Source organism: Ilumatobacter fluminis (assembly GCF_004364865.1).
Lineage (GTDB): Bacteria > Actinomycetota > Acidimicrobiia > Acidimicrobiales > Ilumatobacteraceae > Ilumatobacter > Ilumatobacter fluminis.
Genome location: NZ_SOAU01000001.1, coordinates 1 through 23,393, shown reverse-complemented (window position 1 = coordinate 23,393; position 23,393 = coordinate 1). Strand labels below are relative to the sequence as shown.

Annotated in this window: 24 protein-coding genes; 8 read left to right on the top strand and 16 right to left on the bottom strand. The window is 69.1% G+C overall.

Annotated elements, in window-relative coordinates; genetic code table 11:
* Positions 1 to 2 precede the first annotated feature (2 nt).
* Positions 3 to 167: a hypothetical protein gene (locus BDK89_RS21500; RefSeq protein ID WP_166657266.1), complete on the bottom strand. Its 165-nt coding sequence runs from the start codon at positions 165 to 167 to the stop codon at positions 3 to 5.
* A 165-nt stretch (positions 168 to 332) separates the two neighbouring features.
* On the opposite strand from BDK89_RS21500, the gene BDK89_RS00115 reads away from it, so the two are divergent.
* Positions 333 to 1,154, top strand: a complete 822-nt coding sequence (locus BDK89_RS00115) for a sulfurtransferase (protein WP_133867014.1) — start codon at positions 333 to 335, stop codon at positions 1,152 to 1,154.
* Between the two features lie 69 nt (positions 1,155 to 1,223).
* Here the strand turns inward: BDK89_RS00115 and BDK89_RS00110 are convergent, their stop codons facing one another.
* Both BDK89_RS00110 and BDK89_RS00105 read right to left on the bottom strand, forming a co-directional pair.
* Positions 1,224 to 2,801, bottom strand: coding sequence for a WS/DGAT/MGAT family O-acyltransferase (locus BDK89_RS00110; protein WP_133867013.1), 1,578 nt, complete (start codon positions 2,799 to 2,801; stop codon positions 1,224 to 1,226).
* An 89-nt stretch (positions 2,802 to 2,890) separates the two neighbouring features.
* Positions 2,891 to 4,285 (bottom strand): mannitol dehydrogenase family protein, encoded by a 1,395-nt coding sequence (locus tag BDK89_RS00105; protein WP_133867012.1) that lies wholly within the window; start codon positions 4,283 to 4,285, stop codon positions 2,891 to 2,893.
* Positions 4,286 to 4,329: 44 nt separating this feature from the next.
* Between BDK89_RS00105 and BDK89_RS00100 the strand changes: the two genes are divergently transcribed.
* Entirely contained in the window at positions 4,330 to 4,962 is a 633-nt protein-coding gene (locus BDK89_RS00100; RefSeq protein WP_133867011.1) for an MSMEG_1061 family FMN-dependent PPOX-type flavoprotein, read from the top strand.
* Positions 4,963 to 5,031: 69 nt separating this feature from the next.
* Here BDK89_RS00100 and BDK89_RS21990 read toward each other — a convergent pair whose 3' ends face one another.
* The 3 genes from BDK89_RS21990 to gluQRS form a co-directional block, all read right to left on the bottom strand.
* Positions 5,032 to 5,952: a L,D-transpeptidase family protein gene (locus BDK89_RS21990; protein ID WP_208293902.1), complete on the bottom strand. Its 921-nt coding sequence runs from the start codon at positions 5,950 to 5,952 to the stop codon at positions 5,032 to 5,034.
* A gap of 92 nt (positions 5,953 to 6,044) precedes the next feature.
* A complete protein-coding gene (locus tag BDK89_RS00090) occupies positions 6,045 to 6,632 on the bottom strand; it encodes a 2OG-Fe(II) oxygenase (RefSeq protein WP_133867009.1) in 588 nt (195 codons plus the stop codon).
* Positions 6,633 to 6,654: 22 nt separating this feature from the next.
* A complete protein-coding gene (gluQRS, locus tag BDK89_RS00085) occupies positions 6,655 to 7,590 on the bottom strand; it encodes a tRNA glutamyl-Q(34) synthetase GluQRS (protein ID WP_133867008.1) in 936 nt (311 codons plus the stop codon).
* 48 nt (positions 7,591 to 7,638) lie between these two features.
* On the opposite strand from gluQRS, the gene BDK89_RS00080 reads away from it, so the two are divergent.
* The 3 genes from BDK89_RS00080 to BDK89_RS00070 all read left to right on the top strand — a co-directional run bounded on the left by BDK89_RS00080 (position 7,639) and on the right by BDK89_RS00070 (position 10,686).
* Positions 7,639 to 8,022 carry an HNH endonuclease gene (locus BDK89_RS00080; protein WP_208293901.1) on the top strand — a complete coding sequence of 128 codons (384 nt, stop codon included), beginning with the start codon at positions 7,639 to 7,641 and terminating at the stop codon, positions 8,020 to 8,022.
* A 148-nt stretch (positions 8,023 to 8,170) separates the two neighbouring features.
* A complete protein-coding gene (locus BDK89_RS00075; protein WP_133867007.1) occupies positions 8,171 to 9,619 on the top strand; it encodes a zinc ribbon domain-containing protein in 1,449 nt (482 codons plus the stop codon).
* Positions 9,620 to 9,657: 38 nt separating this feature from the next.
* Complete coding sequence (locus BDK89_RS00070) at positions 9,658 to 10,686, top strand: threonine aldolase family protein (protein WP_208293900.1); 1,029 nt, start codon at positions 9,658 to 9,660, stop codon at positions 10,684 to 10,686.
* Positions 10,687 to 10,798: 112 nt separating this feature from the next.
* Here the strand turns inward: BDK89_RS00070 and BDK89_RS00065 are convergent, their stop codons facing one another.
* The 6 genes from BDK89_RS00065 to BDK89_RS00040 form a co-directional block, all read right to left on the bottom strand.
* A complete protein-coding gene (locus BDK89_RS00065) occupies positions 10,799 to 11,362 on the bottom strand; it encodes a YdeI/OmpD-associated family protein (protein ID WP_133867006.1) in 564 nt (187 codons plus the stop codon).
* A gap of 362 nt (positions 11,363 to 11,724) precedes the next feature.
* A complete protein-coding gene (gene ahpF / locus BDK89_RS00060) occupies positions 11,725 to 13,323 on the bottom strand; it encodes an alkyl hydroperoxide reductase subunit F (RefSeq protein ID WP_133867005.1) in 1,599 nt (532 codons plus the stop codon).
* Between the two features lie 257 nt (positions 13,324 to 13,580).
* Complete coding sequence (gene ahpC / locus BDK89_RS00055; protein WP_133867004.1) at positions 13,581 to 14,144, bottom strand: alkyl hydroperoxide reductase subunit C; 564 nt, start codon at positions 14,142 to 14,144, stop codon at positions 13,581 to 13,583.
* A gap of 128 nt (positions 14,145 to 14,272) precedes the next feature.
* Positions 14,273 to 14,857, bottom strand: coding sequence for a class I SAM-dependent methyltransferase (locus BDK89_RS00050; protein WP_133867003.1), 585 nt, complete (start codon positions 14,855 to 14,857; stop codon positions 14,273 to 14,275).
* Positions 14,858 to 14,888: 31 nt separating this feature from the next.
* Entirely contained in the window at positions 14,889 to 15,362 is a 474-nt protein-coding gene (locus BDK89_RS00045; protein ID WP_133867002.1) for a glutathione peroxidase, read from the bottom strand.
* A gap of 26 nt (positions 15,363 to 15,388) precedes the next feature.
* A complete protein-coding gene (locus BDK89_RS00040) occupies positions 15,389 to 16,213 on the bottom strand; it encodes a diacylglycerol/lipid kinase family protein (RefSeq protein ID WP_166657264.1) in 825 nt (274 codons plus the stop codon).
* An 81-nt stretch (positions 16,214 to 16,294) separates the two neighbouring features.
* Between BDK89_RS00040 and BDK89_RS00035 the strand changes: the two genes are divergently transcribed.
* The 3 genes from BDK89_RS00035 (at position 16,295) to BDK89_RS00025 (ending at position 19,159) form a co-directional block, all read left to right on the top strand.
* The gene (locus tag BDK89_RS00035; RefSeq protein WP_133867000.1) at positions 16,295 to 16,573 is read left to right on the top strand and encodes a MazG nucleotide pyrophosphohydrolase domain-containing protein; all 279 of its coding nucleotides are present in this window, start codon (positions 16,295 to 16,297) and stop codon (positions 16,571 to 16,573) included.
* 13 nt (positions 16,574 to 16,586) lie between these two features.
* The gene (locus tag BDK89_RS00030) at positions 16,587 to 17,042 is read left to right on the top strand and encodes a CYTH domain-containing protein (RefSeq protein WP_133866999.1); all 456 of its coding nucleotides are present in this window, start codon (positions 16,587 to 16,589) and stop codon (positions 17,040 to 17,042) included.
* A 149-nt stretch (positions 17,043 to 17,191) separates the two neighbouring features.
* A complete protein-coding gene (locus BDK89_RS00025; RefSeq protein ID WP_133866998.1) occupies positions 17,192 to 19,159 on the top strand; it encodes a hypothetical protein in 1,968 nt (655 codons plus the stop codon).
* A gap of 77 nt (positions 19,160 to 19,236) precedes the next feature.
* Here BDK89_RS00025 and BDK89_RS00020 read toward each other — a convergent pair whose 3' ends face one another.
* Genes BDK89_RS00020 through BDK89_RS00005 form a run of 4 tightly spaced genes read right to left on the bottom strand, consistent with a single transcriptional unit; the run spans position 19,237 to position 23,369 of the window.
* On the bottom strand, positions 19,237 to 20,070 hold the full coding sequence (locus BDK89_RS00020; protein ID WP_166657263.1) for a L,D-transpeptidase family protein: 834 nt from the start codon (positions 20,068 to 20,070) through the stop codon (positions 19,237 to 19,239).
* Between the two features lie 16 nt (positions 20,071 to 20,086).
* Complete coding sequence (locus BDK89_RS00015; protein WP_133866996.1) at positions 20,087 to 20,965, bottom strand: M23 family metallopeptidase; 879 nt, start codon at positions 20,963 to 20,965, stop codon at positions 20,087 to 20,089.
* Between the two features lie 40 nt (positions 20,966 to 21,005).
* Positions 21,006 to 22,028: an aspartate-semialdehyde dehydrogenase gene (locus tag BDK89_RS00010; protein ID WP_133866995.1), complete on the bottom strand. Its 1,023-nt coding sequence runs from the start codon at positions 22,026 to 22,028 to the stop codon at positions 21,006 to 21,008.
* A 51-nt stretch (positions 22,029 to 22,079) separates the two neighbouring features.
* Positions 22,080 to 23,369, bottom strand: a complete 1,290-nt coding sequence (locus BDK89_RS00005; protein ID WP_133866994.1) for a serine hydrolase domain-containing protein — start codon at positions 23,367 to 23,369, stop codon at positions 22,080 to 22,082.
* Positions 23,370 to 23,393 lie beyond the last annotated feature (24 nt).

Genomic DNA, 23,393 nt, shown 5'->3' with positions numbered 1-23,393 from the left:
GCTCAGTCGTCTTCGTCGTCGATCGGCACCTCGAGTTCCTGCTCGAGGGCGTCGGCCTCCGGTACCTCGAGCGGCAGATCGAGATGGTCGGGCAATTCTTCGTGCGGTTCGGGCACCACCGGTTCGTCACCGTCGACCCAGCGGCGCTCGGGTGTCTGGTTCGTCATGACTCCATGGTGACGGACTCGTCGTCGATGTGCCAGGGCACGAGGTCACCGCGCAGAGATCCTCGGCCGACGAAGGGGGTCGGATACGTTTCGTCCGGACCGACGAAACGTATCCGACCCCTGGTTCCCGTCGATCTCGCTCGTGGCGCGCGGTACGGTCGGCTCATGACGCTGGTCTCGGCAACCGATCTCCGCACTCTGGTCGACGGCGACGCGCCGGTCGTCGTCTGCGACGTGCGCTTCTACCTCGCCGATCACGACCAGGGCCGACGCGTGTACGACGAGGGGCACATTCCGGACGCGCGGTTCGTCGACCTCCACACCGAGTTGGCGGGCGGCGAGGGCGGCGGTCGCCACCCGTTGCCGTCGGTCGACGAGTTCACCGAGCTGCTCGGCCGGCTCGGCATCGATCCGGCGACCCACGTCGTCGCATACGACAGTGCGGGCGGTGCGATTGCCGCTCGCCTCTGGTGGATGCTTCGCTCGATCGGCCACTCCCAGGCGTCGGTGCTCGACGGCGGCATCGCCGCCTGGACGGCGGCCGGGTTCCCGCTCACCGACGAGGTCCCGGTAGTCGACCCGGTCGAGTTCCCGCCACGTCCCGACTGGACCGGCACGGTCGACGCGGAGGCCGTCGCGCAATCGGTCGAGTTCGGTGGCACGGTGATCGACGCCCGCGCACCGGAGCGCTTCCGTGGCGACCACGAACCGATCGACGCCCGTGCCGGCCACGTTCCCGGGGCGACCAACATCTTCCACGGCGCCAATCTCGGCCCCGACGGCACCCACCTGCCGCTCCCCGAGCTGGCGCAACGGTTCGCCGGCGTCGGTCAGTCACCGATCGTGTACTGCGGGTCGGGCGTCACCGCCTGCCACGATCTGCTCGTGCTGTCGCTCGTCGGTGTGGATCAGGCCCGTCTGTACCCGGGCTCGTGGAGCGAGTGGTCAGCCGACCCCGATCGCCCCGTCGCCACCGGCGACGCCTGACGCTCGTTCACGTCGCGTTCAGTTCCGTGGAGGTGGACCTCAGCGCGACATGAACGTGGGTCGACGGCTTCAGGACGCCGCCCGCTTCTGCGCCGCTCGCTTCTTGCGCGCCGCCTTCTTCTTCGTCCCCGACTTCTTGGCCGCGGCCTTCTTCTGCTTCCCCGAGCGATCGGTCCGCTCGACCCCGGCCGCGTCGAACAGGGCGTCGATCTGGTCGATGTGGAGGTCGACGAGATCCCACAGGTCGGGCACGAGGTCGCGGTCGGCGACGAGGCCGAAGTCGAGGCGGTCCTCGTAGGAGTGGACGGTGATGTTGAGTCCGACGCCGTTGCTGATCGTCGAGACCGGGATGTACCCGTCGAGCTTCGCGCCCGCCATGTAGAGCGGCTCGCGCGGGCCGGGCACGTTCGAGACCACCACGTTGACCGGCATGTTGAAACGGTCGGCGAGCCGCGCCTGGAGCCGGATCGCAGCGGTCGCCACCATCGGCGACGTGACGTCGGTGGCCCGCATGATCGCGTCGGCCGGCACCAGATCGAGTTGCTGCTTCGCGACCTGCATCGCATCTCGACAGCGGGCGACGCGTTCGAGCGGGTCGTTGCAATCGGTGGGGAGCTCGGCGACGAGGCTCGACACGAGGTTCGTCCACGGGTCTTCCTCGAGCCCCGTGCGCACCGAGACCGGCACCATCGCCCGTAACGGCTCGTCGGGCAGGGCGTCGTGACGCAACAGGTACTCGCGGAGCGCACCGGCGCAGATCGCCATGACCACGTCGTTGACCGTGCCGCCCGTGGCGTTCTTCAGCGCCTTGATGTCGTCGAGCGAGACCGACCGCATCGCGAATCGGCGGTGCGGCCCGACCGCCTTGTTCCAGGGTGTGGGTGGTGCCGGGGTGAGCGGCATCGACACCTTGCGGAGCTGCTCGCTCAGCTGAGCCGACTCCTCGGAGCGGCCCGCCGCCGAGGCGATCACCTCACGAGCGCGCGACGCCGCACCACTGAGCGACGTGATACCCGCGGCGTCGGCGAGGTTGCGCACCACCTTGAGCGACAGCCGCGTCGCCTTCACCGGGTTGGCGACCATGTGTTGGATCGTGTGCTGGAGCAGTTCCTTGTCGGACGGAACCGGTTCGCCTTCCCACGGCACCTCGACGAACGGGAACTCGGCGTCGGGCGCCAGCTCGGTCATCATCCGCAGCATGATCACACCGGCGGCGCCGTCGATCGTGGCGTGATGGAACTTGGTGAGCAGCGCCCAGTGGTCGGGGTCTTCGAGCCCCTCGATGACGTAGACCTCCCAGAGCGGATGGTCGCGATCCATCGGACGACCGATGATCCGAGCCACTTGCTCGCCGAGTTGCTCCCGGTTGCCGGGTGGGGCGAGGCCGATCTCACGGACGTGATAGTCGAGGTCGAAGTGGGGGTCGTCGAACCAGTAGGGGTGGTCGAGCCCGAACGGCACCTCGGCCACGCGTCGACGCAGCGGCTCGATGTGGCCCACCATCGCCGCGAAGCGGTCGCGGACCACCTCGTACGGCTTGAAGTCGGACGACGGCCGTTGATAGAGCGACAGACCGTTCACGTGCCCGTAGGTAGTCGGCGTCTCCATGTACAGGAACGCCGCATCGAGACCTGTGAGTTGTTGCAACCGAATCCCCCTTCGTCGGATCGCGGGGCCAGTCTCGCGCACGTCCCGACGACCGTCGACCGGCACAGGTCGGAGCCTGCCGGGTCGTGTCAGCCGATGGCAGCCCGTGGGCCACCGGCATCGAGTCGGCGGAAGGCATCGACGAACGCCTCGCGGAACTCGGCGCTCGCCGCGAGGTCGGGCGGGAAACCGGCGCGTTCGTCGACGAACGCGCCAGGGTCCTCTCGCGCCGCCGACGCGAGCCGCCGCACGCGGTCGGCGGCGGCATCGGGGGCCTGATCGGCCTCGGGGACGACGGCGAGGTACCGGGCCCAGCCGGCGACCGCCGTCGCGCATCGCTCCACCGAACCACCGTTGGCGAGACGGTCGGAGACGATCGGGAACAGGAACCGGGGCATCTTGGCCGTCCCGTCGACGCAGAGTCGGGCGATCTGGTCGCGGACGCCGGCGTTCGCGAACCGATCGAGCACCGTCGCCACGTAGTCCTCGGGCGGATGGCCGTCGATCGGATCGAGCGATGGGACGGCCTCGTCGAGCAACAGGCGCTCCAAGAAGTTCGCGAAGTCGGGGTCCGCGAGCACCTCGTCGACGTAGGTGTAGGGCACGAGCGCTGCGAGGTAGGCGATCGCCGAGTGAGCGGCGTTCAGCAACCGGAGCTTGTAGCGCTCCCAGGCGTGCACGTCGTCGCTGAGGATCGCACCGACCGACGCGATGTCGGGTCGTCCGGCGGCGAACCGATCTTCGACGACCCACTGACAGAACGGTTCGGCGACGACCGGCCATCGGTCTCGGAGGCCGAAGTCGTCGAGGAGCGCACGCCGATCGTCGTCGGTCGTGACCGGCGTGATGCGGTCGACCATCGAGTTCGGGAAGGTGCACGAGACCTCGACGCGTGCAGCCAGTCCGGGCGATCGCCGATCGCACGCGGCCAGGACACATCGGCGGGCCGCGTCGCCGTTCCCGGGAAGGTTGTCGCAGCTCAGGACCGTCACACCGCCGAGCCCGCGATCGAGGCGCCGCTCGATCGCTGCCGCGATCAGATCGAACGTCCGACGATTCCGATCGGTGTCGTCGTATCCGGCTTCGGTGACGGTGAGCGACACGATCGCGGTGTCGGAACGAGCGAGCCGCTCGACGGCCGGCTCGTCGTCGGTCGGGGCGTGCACGACGTCGACGATCGATCCGATTACCGTCGACGATCGGGCCGCCGCCGTCTTCATGGTCAGCGTGTAGAGGTGGTCCTGTGCTCGCAGGGCATCGACGATCGCCGCATCGCCGGGCAGCAGGCAGAGTCCACAGATCGCCCAGTCATCACCACCTGCCGCGAGACGATCGACGTACATCGCCAGATGCGATCGATGGAAGCCACCGACACCGATGTGCACGATGCGGGGCACGAGGGTCTCCCGGTCGTACTGCGGGACGGCCATGCCGCGATCGGCCAGCACCGGCAGCCCACTCGTCGACAGGTCGATGACGTCCATGATCCCGTGGGAACACTACGGCCGCTGTCGTGCAGAATGGGTCGATGGACATCGCCTCGCTCGGTTCACGCGTCGACACACTCGAGCAGCTGACCTCGCTCTACCGCGAACCAGGTCGCGGCGCGGTCACGAAAGAGCTCGATCATCTGAACGACGGCATGGCCGCATTCGTCGACCGTTCGCCGTTCCTCGTGCTCGCCACCTCGAACGGGCAGGGTTCGGTCGACGCCTCCCCTCGCGGCGGTCCGGCCGGATTCGTGCGGCGCCTCGACGAGCGCCACGTGGCGATCCCCGATCTCAACGGCAACAACCGGCTCGACAGCTACCGCAACATCGTCGAGCACCCCTACGTCGGCCTGTTGTTGATGGCTCCGGGACGAGACGAGACGTTGCGCATCAACGGGCCGGCGGCGCTCACGACCGACGCCGACCTGCTCGCCGGGTTCACCAAGGAGCTGCGCACCCCGAAGATGGCGATCGTGGTCGAGGTGGCCGAGGCGTACGGTCACTGCGCCAAGGCGTTCCGCCGCGGGCACATGTGGAACCCCGACGAGTGGGGCAAGTTCGCCGACGCTCCCGACCTGGCGACGATGTACGCCTGCCAGTGGGGCTTCGAGGAACAGGTCATCCGCGACGACCTCGAACAGAGCTACGAAGCGGGCATCGCCGCCGATTGAACAGCGGGTCGAAGGGGGTCGGATACGTTTCGTCGGGACCGACGAAACGTATCCGACCCCGTTCGACGGTCAGCCGGGGATCGAGCCGTGGACCCAGACGGGGATGTCCATCGGCATGATCTCGCTGGCCCAGATCCAGTCCATCGCCGGCACGCTCACCCGCACGCAGCCGTGCGAGGCGGGATAGTTCGGGATGCTGTTCGAGCCGTGGACGGCGATGCCGCCCGTGAAGTACTTCGGCCGGTAGATCGAGCCGAGGTCGCCTTCCCACCAGCCGTCGTTGCGCTGGCGGTACACCGAGTGCAGGCCGGTGCGGGTGACCGAGTCGCCGGTCTGCCATTCGCCCGGGGTGTTCTGGTCGGGTTCGCGGTACGGGATCTCGCTGCCGGTCGAGGTGTTGAGGATCCACTTCGTCTCACCGTCGACGATGAAGAACAGCAGCTGCTTCGACTTGTCGACCTCGACCAGGGTGCCGGCGTCGGCGCTGGCCGTGGGCTTGACGGTGAGCGACGTCATGAGGGCGGCGGTCTCGTTGCCGAGCACACCGTCGGCGACGAGGCCGTGATACTTCTGGAACGCCATGACGGCCTGCCGGGTGGTGAGGCCGTAGTTGCCGTCGGGCTCCTGCAACCAGAACCCGAGTTCGAGCAAACGCCACTGGGCGGCACGGGTCGACTCACCGCTGCTCGACCCGACGGCCTGGATCGGCTGCCCGGCCGGCGGCACCGTCGGGACGGTGGTCGTGGTGGTCGGCGGCAACGTCGTGGTCGTCGTGGTGGTGGTCGTGGTCGTGGTGGTCGTCGTCGTGGGCGCCACCGTGGTGGTGGTCGTCGTGGAGGCGATGACCGGCTCGGGCTTGGTGGGCGTCGGCTCGGAACTGGCGAGCGTCGTCTCGGCGCACGCCGTCAGTGCGAGCGCGCCGACACCGAGGAGGAGCATCCTCCACTGCTGCTGCCCGCCGGGGGCCTGCCGCGCCACGTCACGACCCATAGCACGCAAGGCTAACGAGCGCGCGCATCCGCGCGCCGTCAGGTTCCCGGGTTTTCACGCTTTGTTTTTCGCCGCCTCGATCACGGATGGGGTCAGTACTGGTCGAGGTCGTCGGGGATGTGGCACCAGATGGTGAGGCCGTACTTGGTCCCCGAGCGCAGCGGGAGGGCCTCGTGGGGGTGGGTCACCAGCGACGGCCAGGCGATCAGCCGACCGACCGGGAGGTCACCGTTGTCGTACCCCTGACGGGGGAACGCCAGCTCGGCGCCGTCGTAGTCGTCGTTCAGCCGCACCGTCGCCGACACCTGGGCGACGTCCTGGTGCAGCCGGAGCGACTCCTGCTCCCCCACCCGGTATCGGATCACGAACGCGTCGCGTAGCCCCCGGTACTCGATCAGCGGCCACTGCTCCTGCAGCCGTGGCCACACGCGCCGGCCGATGTCGATCTCGACCCGCTGGAACAACGCCGGGCTGATCGTGGCGAGCGACACCTCGTGGCCGGGGACGGGATCGTCGGGGTCGGGCGTGAAACCGACCGCCTCGGCGGCCCGGACGAGGGCGCCGCAGAACTCGGGTGTCCAGAACGACATCTCGTAGATCTCGGGTGCGACCTCGACCGCCGGCTCACCGTCGTCGTCGGCTGCGTCGACGTAGCCGAGTACCCGCTGCAGATCGTCCATGCCCGCATCGTGGCACGCGGAGTCAGCTGCGGAGCGCGCAGAGCTCGGCGTAGGTCGACGGTGATGTCGGGATGGCTGCGGGGTCGTACCGGTCGACGAGGGACTCGGCCGTGATGCTCCCCGTCGGCTCGGTGTGCGACGCCAACCCCACCGACCGGGCGAGGACGGCGAGCACGTCGGCGGCCGTCCACCCATCGGCGGCGAGCTCGGCGAGGGTCACGGCGCCGTCGCGCTTGGCGAGGCGCTTGCCCGTCGGGCCGAGCACGAGGGGAACGTGCTGGTATTCGGGCGTTCGGAAGCCGAGCAGTTGCTGGAGGAGGAGCTGGCGAGGTGTCGAGCTGGCCAGGTCGTCACCGCGGACGACCTGATCGATCGCCTGCACGTCGTCGTCCACCACGACGGCCAGGTTGTAGGCGGGCACACCGTCGGCGCGGGCGAGCACGACGTCGTCGACGAAGCCGTCGACCCGACCGAGCACACGATCGACGAACTCGAACCGTTCCCCCTCGGTGCGCAACCGCAGCGCTGGTGTACGCCCGGCAGCCTCACGCTCGGCCCGTTCGTCGGCGGTGAGGTCGCGGCAGATGCCCGGATAGGCGCCGTCGGGCAGTCCGTGCGGAGCGCTCGCTGCGTTGTCGATCTCCTCGCGGATCTCGCGCCGGGTGCAGTAGCACGGGTAGACGCGCCCGATGGTGGTGAGCCGATCGATGTGGGAACGGTAGAGGTCGAAGCGCTCGCTCTGGCGCACGATCTCGCCGTCGTGGTCGAGACCGAGCGCCGCCATGTCGGCGACCTGCCGGCGCTCGTGGTCGACCGACGACGTGACCCGGTCGAGATCCTCCATCCGGATCAGGAAGTCTCGTCCGGTACTACGCGCCGCGAGCCACGCCAACAGCGCCGTCCGGAGGTTGCCGAGGTGGAGCTCCCCCGTCGGCGACGGTGCGAACCGGCCCGACATGGTCGCCCACGCTACGGCGACGGCCGTGTCGTGCGCGAGCCTGGAGGGGTGCGACGACCTCGCCAGCTCGGCCGCCGCGAACGGATGGCACTGATCCTCGAGCGCGACGGCGCCGAGTGCGTCTGGTGTCGACGACCGCTCGACGACGACACGTTGGTGCCGGCCACGACCGAACATCTCGTGCCGCGTATCAAGGGCGGGCCGAGCTGGATCGAGAACGAGCTGGCGGCCTGCCGTCGCTGCAACGGTGAACGCGGCCACCGCACGCCGGGCGAGTGGTTCGACGAGTGCGAGCGGCGCGGATGGGAACCGAACCGGACGGTGATCGTGCGTGCGCTGCGTTCGCTGCAGGAGGCGATCGCCGAGCGGGGCGGGCAGCGCCGGGCTCGGCCGTACATCGCGTCGCAGCTCCGCCGACTCGACGTCGACTGAACGTCGCCGGGTCCTCGTCCGACCGCCGACGGACTCGCGGGTGACGATGTGCACCGACGTGCACCTGATGTCGCGAACGTGTGACGTCTGGGTGTCGATGACTTGAACGACCCCAACGCGGCGCCGCGTGCCCCTACCATGCCTGGCCATGCAGTGCCACGAGTGCGGGAACTCGGTCGCCCCTGACGACCGCTTCTGCACCGCGTGTGGCGCCTCCCTGGCCGACCAGCAGGCCGCCACCGAACCGACCGACGACGACACGGCCGCGGTCGATGCGTCCGCGAGCACCGTCGCCCCGAGCGTCGAGGCCGGTGACGACACCGACGAGCTGGCACCGACCGAACAGGTCGACACCGTGCCGATCGCCGTTGTCGAGACGGCCGAACCCGACGACGTGTGGGGCGACGACGACCCCGTCTGGGCCGCGACCGGCAGCGTCGACACGATCGGCCAGCCGATCGCCGACACGCCGAGCACCGATCAGCTGCCGGCGACCGAACCGATCACCGAGGTCTGGACCCGTCCCGGTTCGGCGACGCCGATCGTCACCGCCGAAGAGGTCGCCCGCGACGACCCGTGGACGAACGAGCCCGGCATCACCCGCACGACGGCGATGACCACGGCGCCCGGCACGGCACAGATGCCGGTGCTGCCGACCCCGATCCGGGAAAAGGCGCGCTTCCGGTTCACCGCCGTGCTCGCCTTCTCGGTCGTCGGTGGCATCGTCACCCTGCTCTCGCTGTTCGCGACGATCGTGTCGGTGACGAGCAACGAGCGCCTCGTCCGCACCCCGGAGACCCCCGCCGCGTTCCGGACCGGCGACTGGATCAGCACCGACCTCGCCGACAACATGCCGATCGCCGGCCTGATCGCCGTCTGCCTCCTGGTCGCCGGTGGTGTCGCCTCGGCGTTCGGCTGGCGCGGCGGATCCGGTCTGGCCGGCGGCGCCGGGCTGGCGATCGCCGGCATCGCTGCGCTCACCGTCGGCCTCGCCCAGATCCCGATCGACGCCGCGTACGAGATGGCCGCCATTCCGAGCGAGCAACAGTTCACGCTCACGATCACCCGTGATCTCGGCTACTGGCTGCTCGTCGCGGCCGGGGCGATCGGCGTCGTCGTGTTCTTCGCGTCGCTCAACGACGCGTTCGGCGACCACCGCTCCGGCCTCAACCCGTGGATTGCCGCCGTCGGCGCGCTGTCCGGGCTGGTGATGGCCGGCGGCCCGCTCATCCCCGAGGGACTCGCGAGTTTCAGCGACAACTGGTACGTGAGCGACGCACCGGGTTCACCGCCGGCGATGCTGCTCACGACCAGGCTCGTCCAACTCGGCCTGCTCGCGCTCGCTGCGCTGATCGGCTTCCTGTCGGTTCGGCGATGGGGACTCGGCGTGGCCGTCGGTGGCGGCATGCCGTCGATCTGGCTGACCGTCAGCACCCTGTTCGAACTCGGCGAGAACCCGGCCGGACCCGGCTACAACAACCCGGGCGCCTCGTCGATGGGAGTGCACGGCGTCACCATCATCGGCGCCAGCGCATTGCTCGCCTTCGCCCTCCTCGCCGTCGTCGCCGCGTACGACCAGGCCAGCCGCGGCTACTGACCGGTCCGTCGAACGCATCCGTCCGGTAGAACGCTGGGGTGGACGTGATCGAACTCAGGAGTGACAACGCGGCCGGGGTGGCGCCGGAGATCGTCGAGGCGATCGCGGCGGCCAACACGGGCACGGCGATCGCCTACGGCGCCGACGACCTCACCGAACGGCTGCACGACGTCGTTCGCGAGGTGTTCGAACACGACGGTGCCCGGGTCTTTCCCGTCACCTCCGGTACCGCCGCCAACGCGCTGGCGTTGAGCGCGATCGTGCCGCCGTGGGGTGCCGTGCTGTGCCACGAGACCGCCCACATCCTCAACAGTGAGGGCGGTGCCACGTCGCTGCTCGGTGGTGGTGCCGTGATGCGCGGCGTCGCCGGCGACGACTTCCTCATGTCGCCCGACTCACTCCGCCGAGCACTCGACTCGGTCGGGTGGGGCGACCCGCACTACTCACAGCCGACCGCTCTCTCGTTCACGCAGCCGACCGACCGCGGCACGATCTACTCGGTCGACCAGATCGCAGCGCTGACCGAGATCGCCCGCGAACGCGGCATGCGATCGCACCTCGACGGCGCCCGGCTCGCCAACGCACTGGTGTCGCTCGGGTGCACGCCGGCGGAGATGACGTGGAAGGCGGGCATCGACGTGGTGTCGCTGGGGGCGACGAAGAACGGCGGTTTGTCGGCCGAGGCGATCGTCGTGTTCGACGACCATGCGTCCGACGAGCTGGTGTACCGCACCAAGCGGTCGGGGCACGTCACGTCGAAGATGCGGTACCAATCGGCGCAGTTGATCGCCTACCTCACCGACGATCTGTGGCGGCGGCTGGCGACCAACTCGAACGACCGGATGCGTGAGCTCGCTGCCGGACTCGCCGAAATCGACGGCGTCGAGCTCCTCAACCGACCCGACGTGAACATGTTGTTCGTCCGGTTGGCCGACGAGCACATCGACCGTCTGGAGGCAGCGGGCCTGCTGTTCTACCGGATGGGACCGGGTGTCATCCGTCTGGTGACCAACTGGTCGACCACCCCCGGCGAGATCGAGCGCGCCCTCACTGCGTTCCGGTCCTGACGGGTCGATCGCAGGGACGAGACGTCGATTCGCGCACCCGCCCCGGGTCAGGTGACCGCCGGTAACGGCTCGTTCCTCGCCGTCACCTCTGGCACCCGACCCGGAGGTCGGGCTACGGGAGCCGTTCGCCAGCGGCGCAGGCTTCGACCAGCTGGGCGAACCGCCGCTCACGCGTCTCGGGGCGCTTCGCCTCGGCCACCCAGAACGCACGCATCTTGCGATAGCTCGGCGGCGTGGCGTCCCAGAAAGCGGCCGCCTCCGGGTGGTCGCGGCGCAGCCGTTCGTCGAACTCGGGCGGGAGCCGGCTCGGACGTCGAGAGGTCGAGTACGGCTCCTCGCTCAGGTCGCGATCGGCGAAGGCCCGCCGTCCCGCCTCGGTCATCGACCCCTCCGCCTCGAGCTCGGCCACGAGCGCGACGTTGACGGCGCTCCACCGCCGGCTCTTCCGTGGCGTGAACCGCTGCATGTGGCGGTCGTCGTCGATCGAGCGGCTCTGCCCGTCGATCCAGCCGAAACAGAGCGCCTCGCGCACTGCCTCGGCCCATCGGAGCGACGGGACGCCCGTGTGCACCTTCCAGTAGCCCACCACGCACTCGGTCGCTGTCTCGTGATGGTGCTCGAGCCAGTCGCGGAACTCGGACGGGGCGCTGAAGAAGATCGGCTCGCCGTCGAACACGCCGTCGAGGCTACGTCCCGCGCACGGGTCGGGTGTCGTACGGAACGACGAGGCGAACCACACCGGGTCGGGTGTCGGACGGAACGACGAGGCGCAGCCGAGGCGTTTCGGGAGATCACCCGACCCGGACGCGCACCCTGGTCACCGGAGTCGGGTGATCTCCGGAAACGTCGACTCCGTCGCCGTTCCCTACGACACCCGACCCGGGATACTCTCCGTCGCCGTTCCCTACGACACCCGACCCGGGATACTCTCCGTCGCCGTTCCCTACGACACCCGACCCGGTCGGTGCCGAAAACCTTCGACGCCCGGCTCCTCGTTCGGGGCCGGGCGTCGCTGTTGGGAGACTGGCGTCGTCGTGATCAGACGGTGGCGAGTTCGGCCTCGGGGGCCGAGGTGCGGATCAGGTGATCGAAGGCGCTGAGCGCGGCGGTCGCGCCCTGTCCCATCGAGATCACGATCTGCTTGTACGGCACCGTGGTGACGTCGCCGGCAGCGAACACGCCGGGCACCGAGGTGCGGCCGTGGTCGTCGACGACGATTTCGCCGCGCTCGCTCAGCTCGACCGTGCCCGCCAACCACTCGGTGTTGGGCAGCAGGCCGATCTGGACGAACACGCCGTCGAGTTCGAGGACGTGCTGCTCGTCGGTCGGCCGGTCGGTGTAGGCCAGCCCGGTCACCTTCGAGCCGTCGCCGATCACCTCGGTCGTCATGGCGTTGAGCACGACGTCGACGTTCGGCAGGCTGCGCAGCTTGCGCTGCAGCACCTCGTCGGCACGGAGCTCGTCCATGAACTCGAGGAGGGTGACGTGGCCGACGATGCCGGCCAGGTCGATCGCCGCTTCGACGCCCGAGTTGCCGCCGCCGATCACGGCGACGCGCTTGCCGGCGAAGAGGGGACCGTCGCAGTGCGGGCAGTAGGTGACGCCCTTGTTGCGGTACTCCTGCTCACCGGGGACGTTCATGTTGCGCCAACGGGCTCCGGTCGACAGCACGACGGTGCGGGCCTCGAGCTTGGCGCCGTTGGCGAGTTCGACCGTGGTGAGGCCGCCGGGCTCGCTCGCCGGTACGAGGCGCTCTGCGAGCTGGAGGTTCATGATGTCGACGTCGTACTCGCGGACGTGGGTCTCGAGCGCCGCGGCCAGCTTGGGCCCCTCGGTCTTGGGAACCGAGATCAGGTTCTCGATGCCCATCGTGTCGAGCACCTGGCCACCGAAACGCTCGGTGGCGATGCCGGTGCGGATGCCCTTGCGGGCGGCGTAGACGGCCGAGGCGGCGCCGGCGGGGCCGCCACCGACGACGAGCACGTCGAAGGGGTCCTTGGCGTCGATCTCGTCGGCCATGCGGGCCTCGGCACCGGTGTCGAGCTTGCCGACGATCTGGTCGATCGTCATGCGGCCCTGGTCGAACGGTTCGCCGTTGAGGAACACGTTCGGGACGGCCATGATCTGGCGCTCCTCGACCTCGTCCTTGAAGAGCGAACCGTCGATGGCGACGTGGCTGATACGGGGGTTGATGACGCTCATGGCGTTGAGCGCCTGCACCACGTCGGGGCAGTTCTGGCAGCTGAGCGACATGTACGTCTCGAACGCGAGGTTGCGGTCGATGGCTCGGATCTGGGCGATGGTTTCGTCACCGATCTTGGGGACGACGCCGCCGACTTGGAGGATGGCGAGCACGAGCGAGGTGAACTCGTGTCCGAGCGGGATGGCGGCGAACTCGACGCCTTCGATCATGTCGGCGTCGCCACTGGCGGGCCGCTTGATCTCGAAGGAGGGTACGCGGGCCGAGGTGCCGTCGGTGCGGAGGCTGACTCGGTCGGCGAGGCCGGCGATCTGTTCGAGCAGGTCGCGCATCTCGGTGGCCTTGGCAGAGTCGTCCAACGAGGCGACGAACTCCACGTCGTGGGTCAGCGAAGCCAGGTGGGTCTTCAGCTGCGAGGAAAGCTGTTCATTCAACATCGAAGGGTTCTCCAAACATCAAGGGCGTTCGGCCGCCACCAGCGGCCAGGAAGCAAAGCGGTGAGCGCAAGTGGAAGCGCTGAGTGAGCATGGCCCGTGATCCCGCAGCAGGGACCACGGGCCAACTCAGTCATTCAAAGAATCCGCTCGCCTCTCGGAGGTGGGGGCGTCGAGCGCAAGGCGCGACGAACCCGAGCAGCCTCACGGCTGCGAGCGGTGAGGCGGAACGCAGCGATCGGCGTTCCCACCCCGAGAGGTCAGATTTTGCCGACGAGGTCGAGGGAGGGTGCGAGCGTGTCGTCGCCCTCTTCCCACTTGGCCGGGCAGACCTCGCCCGGGTGCTCGCGCACGTACTGGGCGGCCTTGACCTTGCGGACGAGCTCGGCGGCGTTGCGTCCGATGCCTTCGGCGGTCACCTCGAAGAACTGGATGACGCCGTCGGGGTCGACGAGGAAGGTGCCACGGTCGGCCAGACCTTCGTCGGGGCGCATGTTCTCGAAGTTGTTGGTGAGGGCGCCGGTCGGGTCGCCGAGCATCGTGTACTGGATCTTGCCGATCGTGTCGGAGGCCTCGTGCCATGCCTTGTGCACGAAGTGGGTGTCGGTCGAGACCGAGTACACCTCGACGCCCATGCGCTGGAGGTCTTCGTAGTGGTCGGCGAGGTCGCCGAGCTCGGTCGGGCAGACGAAGGTGAAGTCGGCGGGGTAGAAGAAGAAGATCGCCCACTTGCCGAGGACGTCCTGCTCGGTGACCTGAACGGTCTCGCCGGCGCGGAAGCCGGTCGCGGTGAAGGGTTTGATGGGGGTGTTGAGCACTGACATGGACTCCACTCTACGAACCACCAGGTCATCCGACAATTCGATTCGCCCTATGACATCGATAACCCGAACCTATGACGTGCGAGTCGTCGGAATGCGTGAACGAACTGCGGAATAGTTCCGCAGTTTGTTCACGCCTTCGCCGGGCGGTGGGCGCTGACGGCGTAGTCGCCGCCGTGGTGCCACGGGGCGCCCTCCCACGTGGCGAAGCGCTCGACGAGGGTGAGGCCGGCGGCGTCGCAGTCGACGTCGTAATGCTGCAGGTCGTAGCGGCCGCCGAGCTGGAATCCGGCGACGAGCACGCCGTCCGGCTCGAGGTGGCGCGCCAGGTTGGCGACGACCTCGCGCTCGGTGCCGGGCGCGAGGAAGATCATGACGTTGCCGGGGGCGGCCACGACGTCGAACCGACGACCGAGATCGACGGTTCGCAGGTCGGCGGCGACCCACTCGAGGTCGGGCGCCTTCTCGCGGGCGGCTTCGAGCATCGGGGGATCGAGGTCGACCCCGACGACGTCGACCCCGCGGCGTGCCAACTCGATGGCGACGCGGCCGGTGCCGCAGCCGGCGTCGAGGACCGATGACGGCTCGTACCGGCCGATGAAGTCGGCCTCGCCGTGGATCGAGACACCGGCGGCCTCCATCCGGGCCCAGCGCTCGTCGTAGTCGGCGCCGCGCTGGACGCCGGATGCGGCGCTCCAACGCGACGGACCGTTCATGACTGCTCTCTCCGGGTCTCGCCGGGTGGGGTCAGCGGTACTCGCCGATGACGGCGCCGACCTCTTCGGGCGTCGTCGGCGGGGCGAAGCGTCGAACGACGTTGCCCTGCTTGTCGACCAGGAACTTCTCGAAGTTCCAGGTGATGTCGGCGCTGTCGCCGTCGCCCGGCTGCTCGCTCTTGAGGAGCTGGTACAGCGGTGCGGCGCCGTCGCCGTTCACCTCGATCTTGGCGAACATCGGGAAGTCGACGTCGAACTTCGACCGCACGAACTCGAGGATCTCCTCTTCCGAGCCCGGCTCTTGGGCGCCGAACTGGTTGCACGGGAACCCGAGCACCTGGACGTCGTCGAACTCGTGGTGGAGCGCACGCAGACCTGCGTACTGAGGGGTGAGGCCTCAAGCGCTGGCGACGTTGACGATGAGGAGCACCTGGTCGCGGAACTGGTCGAAGTCGACCTGCTCACCGGTGATGCTCGTCATCTGGAGGTCATAGATCGATGACATGTCTGCGACTGTAGCGGGCGGACCGCTCACGACCGGATGGCGACGGCGCCGGGTTCGACCGTGTACCGGATCGTGCTGCGGGGCTCGACCGGATCACCGTCGCACTGCACGGCCACCTCGCCGGCCCATCGCACCTCGATCTCGCGACCCTGCGTGAAGCGGGCATCGGCGTCGGCGGGAAGACGCTTGCGGAACCGGGACCACCCGGCCCGCAGGTAGGACCGGCGCGAGCCGGTGATCACCACGACGTCGAGCAGTCCGTCGTCGGTGGCGGCGTCGGGGGCGATGCGGAACGACGCCGAGCCTCGCTCGCCGACGTTGAGCACCATCACGGTGAGGGCGTCGTCGTCGAACACGGTCTCGCCGTCGACCACGACGGAGACGTGGGACGGCTTCGCGCGGATCAGTTCGAGCAGGCCCATGGCGGTGTAGCCGGCGCGCCCGAAGCGCTTCGCACGGTCGTCGACCGCTGCGATCATCGCGGCGTCGAGACCACTGCTCGAGTTGAGCAGGTAGGCGTGGCCGTCACACCGCGCCAGATCGAACGGGTGCGCCTCGCCACGTTCGATCGCGTCGGCGGCGTCCTCGACCGACTCGATGCCGTGAACGCGGCCGAGCAGGTTGACGGTGCCGCCCGGCACGATCGCCAACTCGGTGTCCGATCCGGCGATCGCTTCGGCGACGGTCCGCTGGGTGCCGTCACCACCGACCGCCGCGACGACGTCGACGGCGGGGTCGACGGCTGCGTCGGCGGCCCGTTCGGCGATCTCGGACGGGTCGTCGGGTTGCTCGGTGTCGACCTCGACCCGATCGACGAGTTCGTCGGCGGCGTCGGTTCGTTCGGGGTTCACGACCGCTCGCTTTTCGGTTCCCATGCTGATGAGGTGCCCGTGGTGCGGGCCGCTCAAACGACAACCGGTACGGTCGGGCAGGTGAACCTGGTCGAGCTGCAAGACGTGATCGAACGCACCTACGGAGAGCGGGACCGCGACCGTGGCGTCGCTCCCACCGTGGCCTGGTTGTGCGAAGAACTGGGCGAGCTGGCGCAGGCGGTCCGCAAGGGCACGCGTGCCGAGATCGAGCACGAATTCTCCGACGTGCTCGCGTGGGTGGCGACCCTGGCCAACCAGGTCGACGTCGACCTGACGACGGTGGTCGACCGATACCGGAACGGGTGCCCGAAGTGCGACGCGATCCCCTGCGACTGCTGACGGAGGCGACGTCATGATCGAGATCGAACGCCGCTTCCTCGTCGAGCGGGTGCCGGACGACCTGCCGACCCCCGTCCGGATCGAGCAGGCGTACCTCGTGACCGAGCCGGTGTCGGTGCGCGTGCGCCGCAAGAACTCGGCGCGGATCCTCACGATCAAGGCCGGCAGCGGCCTCGCCCGCACCGAGATCGAACGCGAACTCACCGACGAGGAGTTCGACGCGCTCTGGCAGCAGCCGACCGAGCTGCGCATCGAGAAGCGCCGCCACGAACTCGACCTCGGCAACGGACACACCGCCGAACTCGACCTGTTCGACGGCGACCTCGCCGGCCGGGTGATCGTCGAGGTCGAGTTCCCCGACACCGACGCCGCCGCACGGTTCGATCCGCCCGACTGGTTCGGCACCGAGGTCACCGACGACAGCCGCTACACCAACGCTGCCCTCGCCCGCCACGGTTGGCCCGAGTAACAGATGGGGTCAGGCACCTTCTGTTGCGAGAACCCTGCGACACCACCGACGGCTGAACAGAAGGTGCCTGACCCCATCTGCTCGTCGGTCCGGTTCGACGGCGTCCGGGGTCGTGCGATAGTGGTGGTCATCGAACTGAGGGGGTTCAGATGTTCAAGCGGATACTCGCGCTCGCCCTGGTGGCGGCAAGCGTGGCGACACCGGCGGTTGCAGCACCGGGCGGCAACGCCGGCGGCAAAGGCGGCGGCCCGAAGGGCGGCCCGCCCGTCGTGAAGGTCGGTGCGGCGTCGAGGTCGGTGCTGCCGACCGTCGCCGGCAGCCACGACTATCTCGACCAGGTCGACCCGGATCCGAACGATCCGTACTCGCCGGGTCTGCCGATCCCGGCGTGGGACCAGGGGCTGGTGTCGGTCGGTAACGGCGACGACAACGGCTACTGGGTCCACGACGACATGCGCGTGCAGGCCGTCGCGTTCGAGGAGCAGCAGGGCAAGGACATCACCGTCGTGCTGGCCGCCAACCTCTACATGATCCTGCGACCCGACGCCGAGGCGATCCACGCCGCCGTCGAGGCACGCCTGCCCGCGAGCGTCGTCGACCGACTCGATCTGGCGATCCACGCCGATCACAACCACCACGGTCCCGACACGGCGTTCGACGTCAACCACGAGTGGTACGACCTGATGATCGATCAGGCGGCCGATGCCGTCGTCGACGCCATCGGTTCGATGCGGCCGGCCCGCCTCGACGTCGCCGAGACCGAGCACTACTTCGGCCTGCGCGACTCGCGTGATCCGCAGGTGCTCGATCCGACGCTCGGCGTGTTGCGTGCCACGGCGACCAACGGCGACACGATCGCCACGATGCTGTTCTGGGGCAACCACCCCGAGGTCACCCTGTTCTGGTCACCGCCGGTCGAGGCGATCGCCGACGACTGTGTCGTGCTCGGCCTGGTCGACGACTGCAGCGCACAGGACCGTTACTTCACGGCCGACTTCCCGGGCTGGGCGAGCCGGATCATCAGCGACGAACTCGGCGGCGAGACCCTGTTCCTCAACGGTGCCGTCGGCGACCTGATCACCCCGCTCGGAGCGACGGTCTGGGAGGTCACCGACGACGCTCCGCTCGGTGACGGCTTCACGGTGCCCGTCGGCGCCGAACCACCGATCGGTGCTGCGAACTACACAGAGCGAAACTTCCGTCGTACCTACCTGGTCGGTCGTGAGCTGGCGCACGCCGCGCTCGGAGCGCTCGAGCACGCCGAGCCGATCGCCCGACCGACGATCGACTACACGACGCAGACGTTCTACACGCGCATGTCGAACATCGGATTCCGCTTCCTGCTCAACGTGAACCCCGACGGCTTCACATCGCTCGGCCACCTGCCGGGCGAGCTCTACACCTGCCCTGCCACCGGCCCGAAGAACGACGACACCTGCACGGGTGACGCACTTGCCAGCACCGGCGACCCCGTCCTCGGGGCGGTCCGCGTCGGCGACCACACCAAGTCACAAGTGGCGTACCTGCGGATCGGACCGGTCGGCACGATGTGGCTCCCGGCGGAGGTCGGACCCGAGACGACGATCGGTCTGCCGGCCGGCTACCACGCGACTCCGGAGCTCTGGCACGACGACGACCTGTCGCTGCACGCCGTCGGCACCGACTACGAGACGTCCGGATTCGTCAAGAACCGCATGAACGACGAGTACCGCTGGGCGGTCGGCCTCGGCAACGACGAACTCGGTTACGCCGTACCGATCTCCGACTACCGCGTGTACTGCGTGGCCGACGAGCTGGCCGGACCGGGAACGTGCCAGGCGCTCTACGACCTCGGCGCCATCGAGTACCCCGACGGCGTGGCCGGCACGACGTGCAAGGCGATCACCGAGGATCCGTCGCTGCTGGCGGCCTACGGTCCGGCAGCCGAGGCGGTGGCCGGATCGTGTAAGTACGGCCAAGCGTTCGACGAGACCGACGACCACTACGAAGAGACGAACTCGGTCGGCTGGGACCTGGAAGCCGACATCATGGCCGCGGTCGCCGCCCTCACCGGCAACGACGACCCGACGACCGTGAACGCCGACTTCGCCGGCTGGTGGTCGGGCCTCACGCCGTAGGTCACGGCCCCTTCACTGCGATCCGGGGTCGGATCGGTTTCGTCGCGACCGACGGAACGTATCCGACCCCCGATCGTTCAGGAGATGACGACCACCTCGTCGCCGATGGTGAGCCAGTTCCAGATGGTGACGGCGTCGTCGGGCGACACTCGGATGCACCCGGCCGATTCGCCGTGGCGACTCGGATCGCCGAGCGAGTCGAGGGGTTGCACGAAGTCTCCGTTGCCCCACGTCGGCACGCTGTGGAACGCGATGCGTGACCCCTGGTACTTGCCGTGGGTGAACGCCACGAAGTGGGTCATGGTCGAGACCTCGTCGCCGATGTACGACCACGACTGCTGATCCTTGGCGTACACCTCGTAGGTGCCCGGGTCGGGCTGGGTGATCGCCGACGTCATCGGCATCTCGTCGACGACGGCGCCGTCGTCGCACAACCAGGCGCGCTGGGTCGCCCGATCGACCACGGCCGAGCGGCCGGTGTCGGGGCAGGTGTCGGGGTCGGCCGGTACGTGTCGGCCGCCGGCCCAGTTGCCGAGCAGGCCGGCGGTCACCGGTCCGGCGACACCGTCGACCGTCAGTGATTCGGCCGCCTGGAAGGCCCGCACGGCGGCGTCGGTCTGCTCGTCGAACACCGCATCCGGCTCGCCACTGAAGACGCCGGCCACCACCAGCCGACTCTCGAGACACACGACCTGCGGATCGACGACGCCCAGTTCGAATCGCACCGAGAGTTCGCAGTCGGCCGGGATCGTCGTCGTGGTCGTGGTCGTCTCGACCGGAACGACCGGCGCAACCGGCACCGTCTCTGCTGTCTCGACCGGTTCGTCGTCGCCGATGCTCCACGCAGCGAGCGCGCCGATGCCGACGACCACCGCCACTGTGGCGGCGAGCAGCGGGAACGATCGGGGCATCGTCGCGGAGCCTACGTCAGGCGTTCGAAGCGTTCGGGTCGGCAGCGGCGTCGGCGCACGCGGTCGGATTCGCCGCCACCCAGGCAGCGACCTCGTCGGCCGGGCCGACCGCATCGCCACCGGCCCACGCGTCGAAGTACGGCTGCGGCCAGACCACGCCGCGCCGCACCGACCATTCGAGCGCACCACACGGCGGCGAGACGCCGACGTGGACGTGGCAGCCGCCGGTCCGGCCCGTCAGACCGATCGTGCCAAGCAGGGTGCCCGGCTCGACCCGCACCCCCTCGCCGACGCCCTCGGCGATCTGGTCGAAGTGTGCCATGTAGTAACGGACGCCGTCGTCGCCGACGATGGCGACGGTTCGGCCGCCCCTGGTCGCCGGATCGTCGACGGCGGCGTCCCAGCGGTCGGTACGGCGGACCTGGATCACGACCCCTGCGGTCGGGGCGACGATCGGCGACCCGCAGTCGGCGAACACGTCGGCGGCCCGGTAGTCGCCGCCGTGACCCTCACCCCAGCCCCGATTGATCGACGCCGGCACCGGCACGGTGTACGCCCCGGCCTCGGCCGGGTACTGACCCGGCAGGAGCGGTGCGGTCGTCGTCGTGGGTGCAGCGCTCGACGTCGACGGTGCAACCGCGATCGTGCTGGTCGTCGTGCTGGTCGTCGCGGGCGCGAGGGTCGTGGAACTCGTCGTGGTCGACGTACTCGTCGTGGAGGTCGTGGAGGTCGACGATGTCGTGGTCGTCGTGCTCGTCGGTGCCACCGTGGTGACGACCGTCGTGGACGGGTCGATCGTCGACACCGTCATCGCCGTGGAGCCGACCGTATCGGTCGACGAGCAGGCGGTGAGGGCGACGAGCGCGGCGATACCGGCGGCGCGGATGGCGATCACGGCACGAGCTTCGCGGCCGACGGCCGGGGAGACCAGTCGGTCAGGCGAGGAACAGCTCTGCGATCTGGATCGTGTTGAGGGCGGCGCCCTTGCGCAGGTTGTCGTTGCTGACGAACAGCGCGAGGCCACGGCCGCCGGGTGCGCCGGGGTCGGTGCGGATGCGACCGACGTACGACGGGTCTTGCCCGGCCGCCTCGAGCGGCGTCGGGACCTCGTTCACCACGACGCCCTCGGCGGCGCCGAGGATCTCGTAGGCACGCTCCGGCGAGATCGGATTCGCGAACTCGGCGTTGATCGACAGGGAGTGACCGGTGAAGACCGGCACCCGCACACAGGTGCCCGACACGAGCAGTTCGGGGATGTCGAGGATCTTGCGGCTCTCGTTGCGGAGCTTCTTCTCTTCGTCGGTCTCGTTGAGGCCGTCGTCGACCACCGAACCGCAGAGCGGCAACACGTTGAACGCCATCGGCTTGGCGAACTTCTCGGGCGTCGGGAACTCGATGGCGGAGCCGTCGTGGGTGAGCTCGGCCGCGCGGTCGACGACCTGGCGGGCCTGCTTGTCGAGTTCGTCGACGCCAGCGAGGCCGCCACCGGACACCGCCTGGTAGGAGGCGACGATGAGGCGGGTCAGTCCGGCCTCGTCGTGCAGCGGCTTGAGCACCGGCATGGCGGCCATCGTGGTGCAGTTGGGGTTGGCGATGATGCCCTTCGGCGTCTCGCGGATGAGGTGGCCGTTGACCTCGCTGACGATCAGCGGCACCTCGGGGTCCATCCGAAACGCCGACGAGTTGTCGATCACCGTGGCGCCGGCCTCGGCGAACTTCGGCGCGTAGGCACGGGAGCCGGTGGCGCCGGCGGAGAACAGAGCGATGTCGAGGCCGGACGGGTCGGCGGTCTCGGTGTCTTCGACGGTGATGTCGGTGCCCTTCCAGGGCAGGGTCGTGCCGGCCGACCGGGCCGACGCGAAGTACCGGATCTCGTCGATCGGGAAGTTCCGCTCTTCGAGCAGACGGCGCATGACGCCCCCGACCTGACCTGTTGCTCCAACGATGCCGACGCGCATGTGAGAAAGGCTAACGCTGGTGCGAGAACGGGCGTCGCGCGGTTTCGCGCGTCAGGCGACGCCCATGGCGGCTTCGACGAGGGGGACGACCTCCTGGTAGAGCTGCGCACCCGTGCCGGAGTCGTCCTCGATCACGAGGTAGGCGCCGTAGCCGTTCGTCGTGTCGAGCCAGGGGAACGAGCCGTACGCGCCGGCGTCCTGGATGCGGGTGGAGTCGCGCTCGACCCACCATCCCATGCCGTACCCGGTCTCGGGGTCGCCGGCGTCGCCGTACTCGGCGACCCGGTCGGTGTGGGCACGGGCCACGGCCTCGGGCGAGAGCACCCGGCCGCCGTCGCACTCGCCCTCGCGGAGGTGCATCAGGAGCAGCGCTGCGTAGTCGAGCGGGTCGATGTAGACGCCGCCTTCCATGTGCGGGTTCTCGGTCGGCTCCAACGAGGCGGGGTCGAGATCGCTCGGGTAGTCGAACCCGCTCGCGAAGAACCAGTGGTTGTTGTAGCCGAGCGAGTCGACACCGCAGGGCTGGACGTAGATCTCGTCGATCAGCTGATCCCACGACTTGCCGCTGACCGCCTCGGCCAAGGCGCCGGCGATCTGCCACTGCACCCCGCCGTACCGGAACTCGGTGTCGGGCGGGACGATGTCGTCGTCGTCCTCGGGTGTCGTCATCGCCGTCTCGCCGCAGGCCTCGAGTTCGTTGTCGGGAAGGAACTGGCAGAGGTACGGCGCATAGGTCGGTTCGGGGCCGAGCCCGACGAGGCCCGAACTGTTCGACACGAGCTGCGCCGGGGTGATGTCGGGGTTGCCGCTCCCCCACTCGACGGCGTCGGCGATCGGTGCGTCGAGATCGAGCAGGCCGTCGTCGGCGAGGCGGAGCAAGACGCCGGCGGTGATCATCTTCGTCGACGACGCCACGTACGAGACACGGTCGGGGCCGAACTCGCCCCAGTACTCCTCGTGGACGATGCCGTCCTCACGGTCGACCACGACGAGCCCGGCCCCGTCGAGGCCGTTGTCGTCGACGAACGCCTGCACGGCGGGGCCGATCGCATCGAAGCCGGCCGGGGCGGGAACGGTCGTCTCGGGTGCCGCCGTGGTCTCCGGTGCGGCGGTCGTTTCAGGCGCGGCGGTCGTTTCAGGCGCGACCGTCGTCTCCGGGGCGGCGGTGGTTGCCGGGGCAGCGGTCGTCTCCGGCGCAGCCTCGGTCGTGGCGGGCGTGGTCGTCTCGACCGACGAACCAGCGGCCGGTGTCGTCTCGTCGGACGACTCGTCGTCGGAGCTACACGCTGCGACGATCAACGCGCACGCGACGAATCCGGCAGTGACAGAACACTTCCCCATGCGCCGAGCCTACGCGCCGCGCAC

Excerpts from the sequence above, each read along its gene's own strand:
- BDK89_RS00005 (WP_133866994.1), bottom strand. The coding sequence starts at position 23,369 with ATGGGGAAGTGTTCTGTCACTGCCGGATTCGTCGCGTGCGCGTTGATC.
- BDK89_RS00020 (WP_166657263.1), bottom strand. The coding sequence starts at position 20,070 with ATGCCCCGATCGTTCCCGCTGCTCGCCGCCACAGTGGCGGTGGTCGTC.
- BDK89_RS00105 (WP_133867012.1), bottom strand. The coding sequence starts at position 4,285 with ATGGACGTCATCGACCTGTCGACGAGTGGGCTGCCGGTGCTGGCCGAT.
- BDK89_RS00100 (WP_133867011.1), top strand. The coding sequence starts at position 4,330 with ATGGACATCGCCTCGCTCGGTTCACGCGTCGACACACTCGAGCAGCTG.
- ahpF (WP_133867005.1), bottom strand. The coding sequence starts at position 13,323 with ATGTTGAATGAACAGCTTTCCTCGCAGCTGAAGACCCACCTGGCTTCG.
- BDK89_RS00090 (WP_133867009.1), bottom strand. The coding sequence starts at position 6,632 with ATGGACGATCTGCAGCGGGTACTCGGCTACGTCGACGCAGCCGACGAC.
- gluQRS (WP_133867008.1), bottom strand. The coding sequence starts at position 7,590 with ATGTCGGGCCGGTTCGCACCGTCGCCGACGGGGGAGCTCCACCTCGGC.
- ahpC (WP_133867004.1), bottom strand. The coding sequence starts at position 14,144 with ATGTCAGTGCTCAACACCCCCATCAAACCCTTCACCGCGACCGGCTTC.
- BDK89_RS00025 (WP_133866998.1), top strand. The coding sequence starts at position 17,192 with ATGTTCAAGCGGATACTCGCGCTCGCCCTGGTGGCGGCAAGCGTGGCG.
- BDK89_RS00075 (WP_133867007.1), top strand. The coding sequence starts at position 8,171 with ATGCAGTGCCACGAGTGCGGGAACTCGGTCGCCCCTGACGACCGCTTC.
- BDK89_RS00030 (WP_133866999.1), top strand. The coding sequence starts at position 16,587 with ATGATCGAGATCGAACGCCGCTTCCTCGTCGAGCGGGTGCCGGACGAC.
- BDK89_RS21500 (WP_166657266.1), bottom strand. The coding sequence starts at position 167 with ATGACGAACCAGACACCCGAGCGCCGCTGGGTCGACGGTGACGAACCG.
- BDK89_RS00050 (WP_133867003.1), bottom strand. The coding sequence starts at position 14,857 with ATGAACGGTCCGTCGCGTTGGAGCGCCGCATCCGGCGTCCAGCGCGGC.
- BDK89_RS21990 (WP_208293902.1), bottom strand. The coding sequence starts at position 5,952 with ATGGGTCGTGACGTGGCGCGGCAGGCCCCCGGCGGGCAGCAGCAGTGG.
- BDK89_RS00010 (WP_133866995.1), bottom strand. The coding sequence starts at position 22,028 with ATGCGCGTCGGCATCGTTGGAGCAACAGGTCAGGTCGGGGGCGTCATG.
- BDK89_RS00115 (WP_133867014.1), top strand. The coding sequence starts at position 333 with ATGACGCTGGTCTCGGCAACCGATCTCCGCACTCTGGTCGACGGCGAC.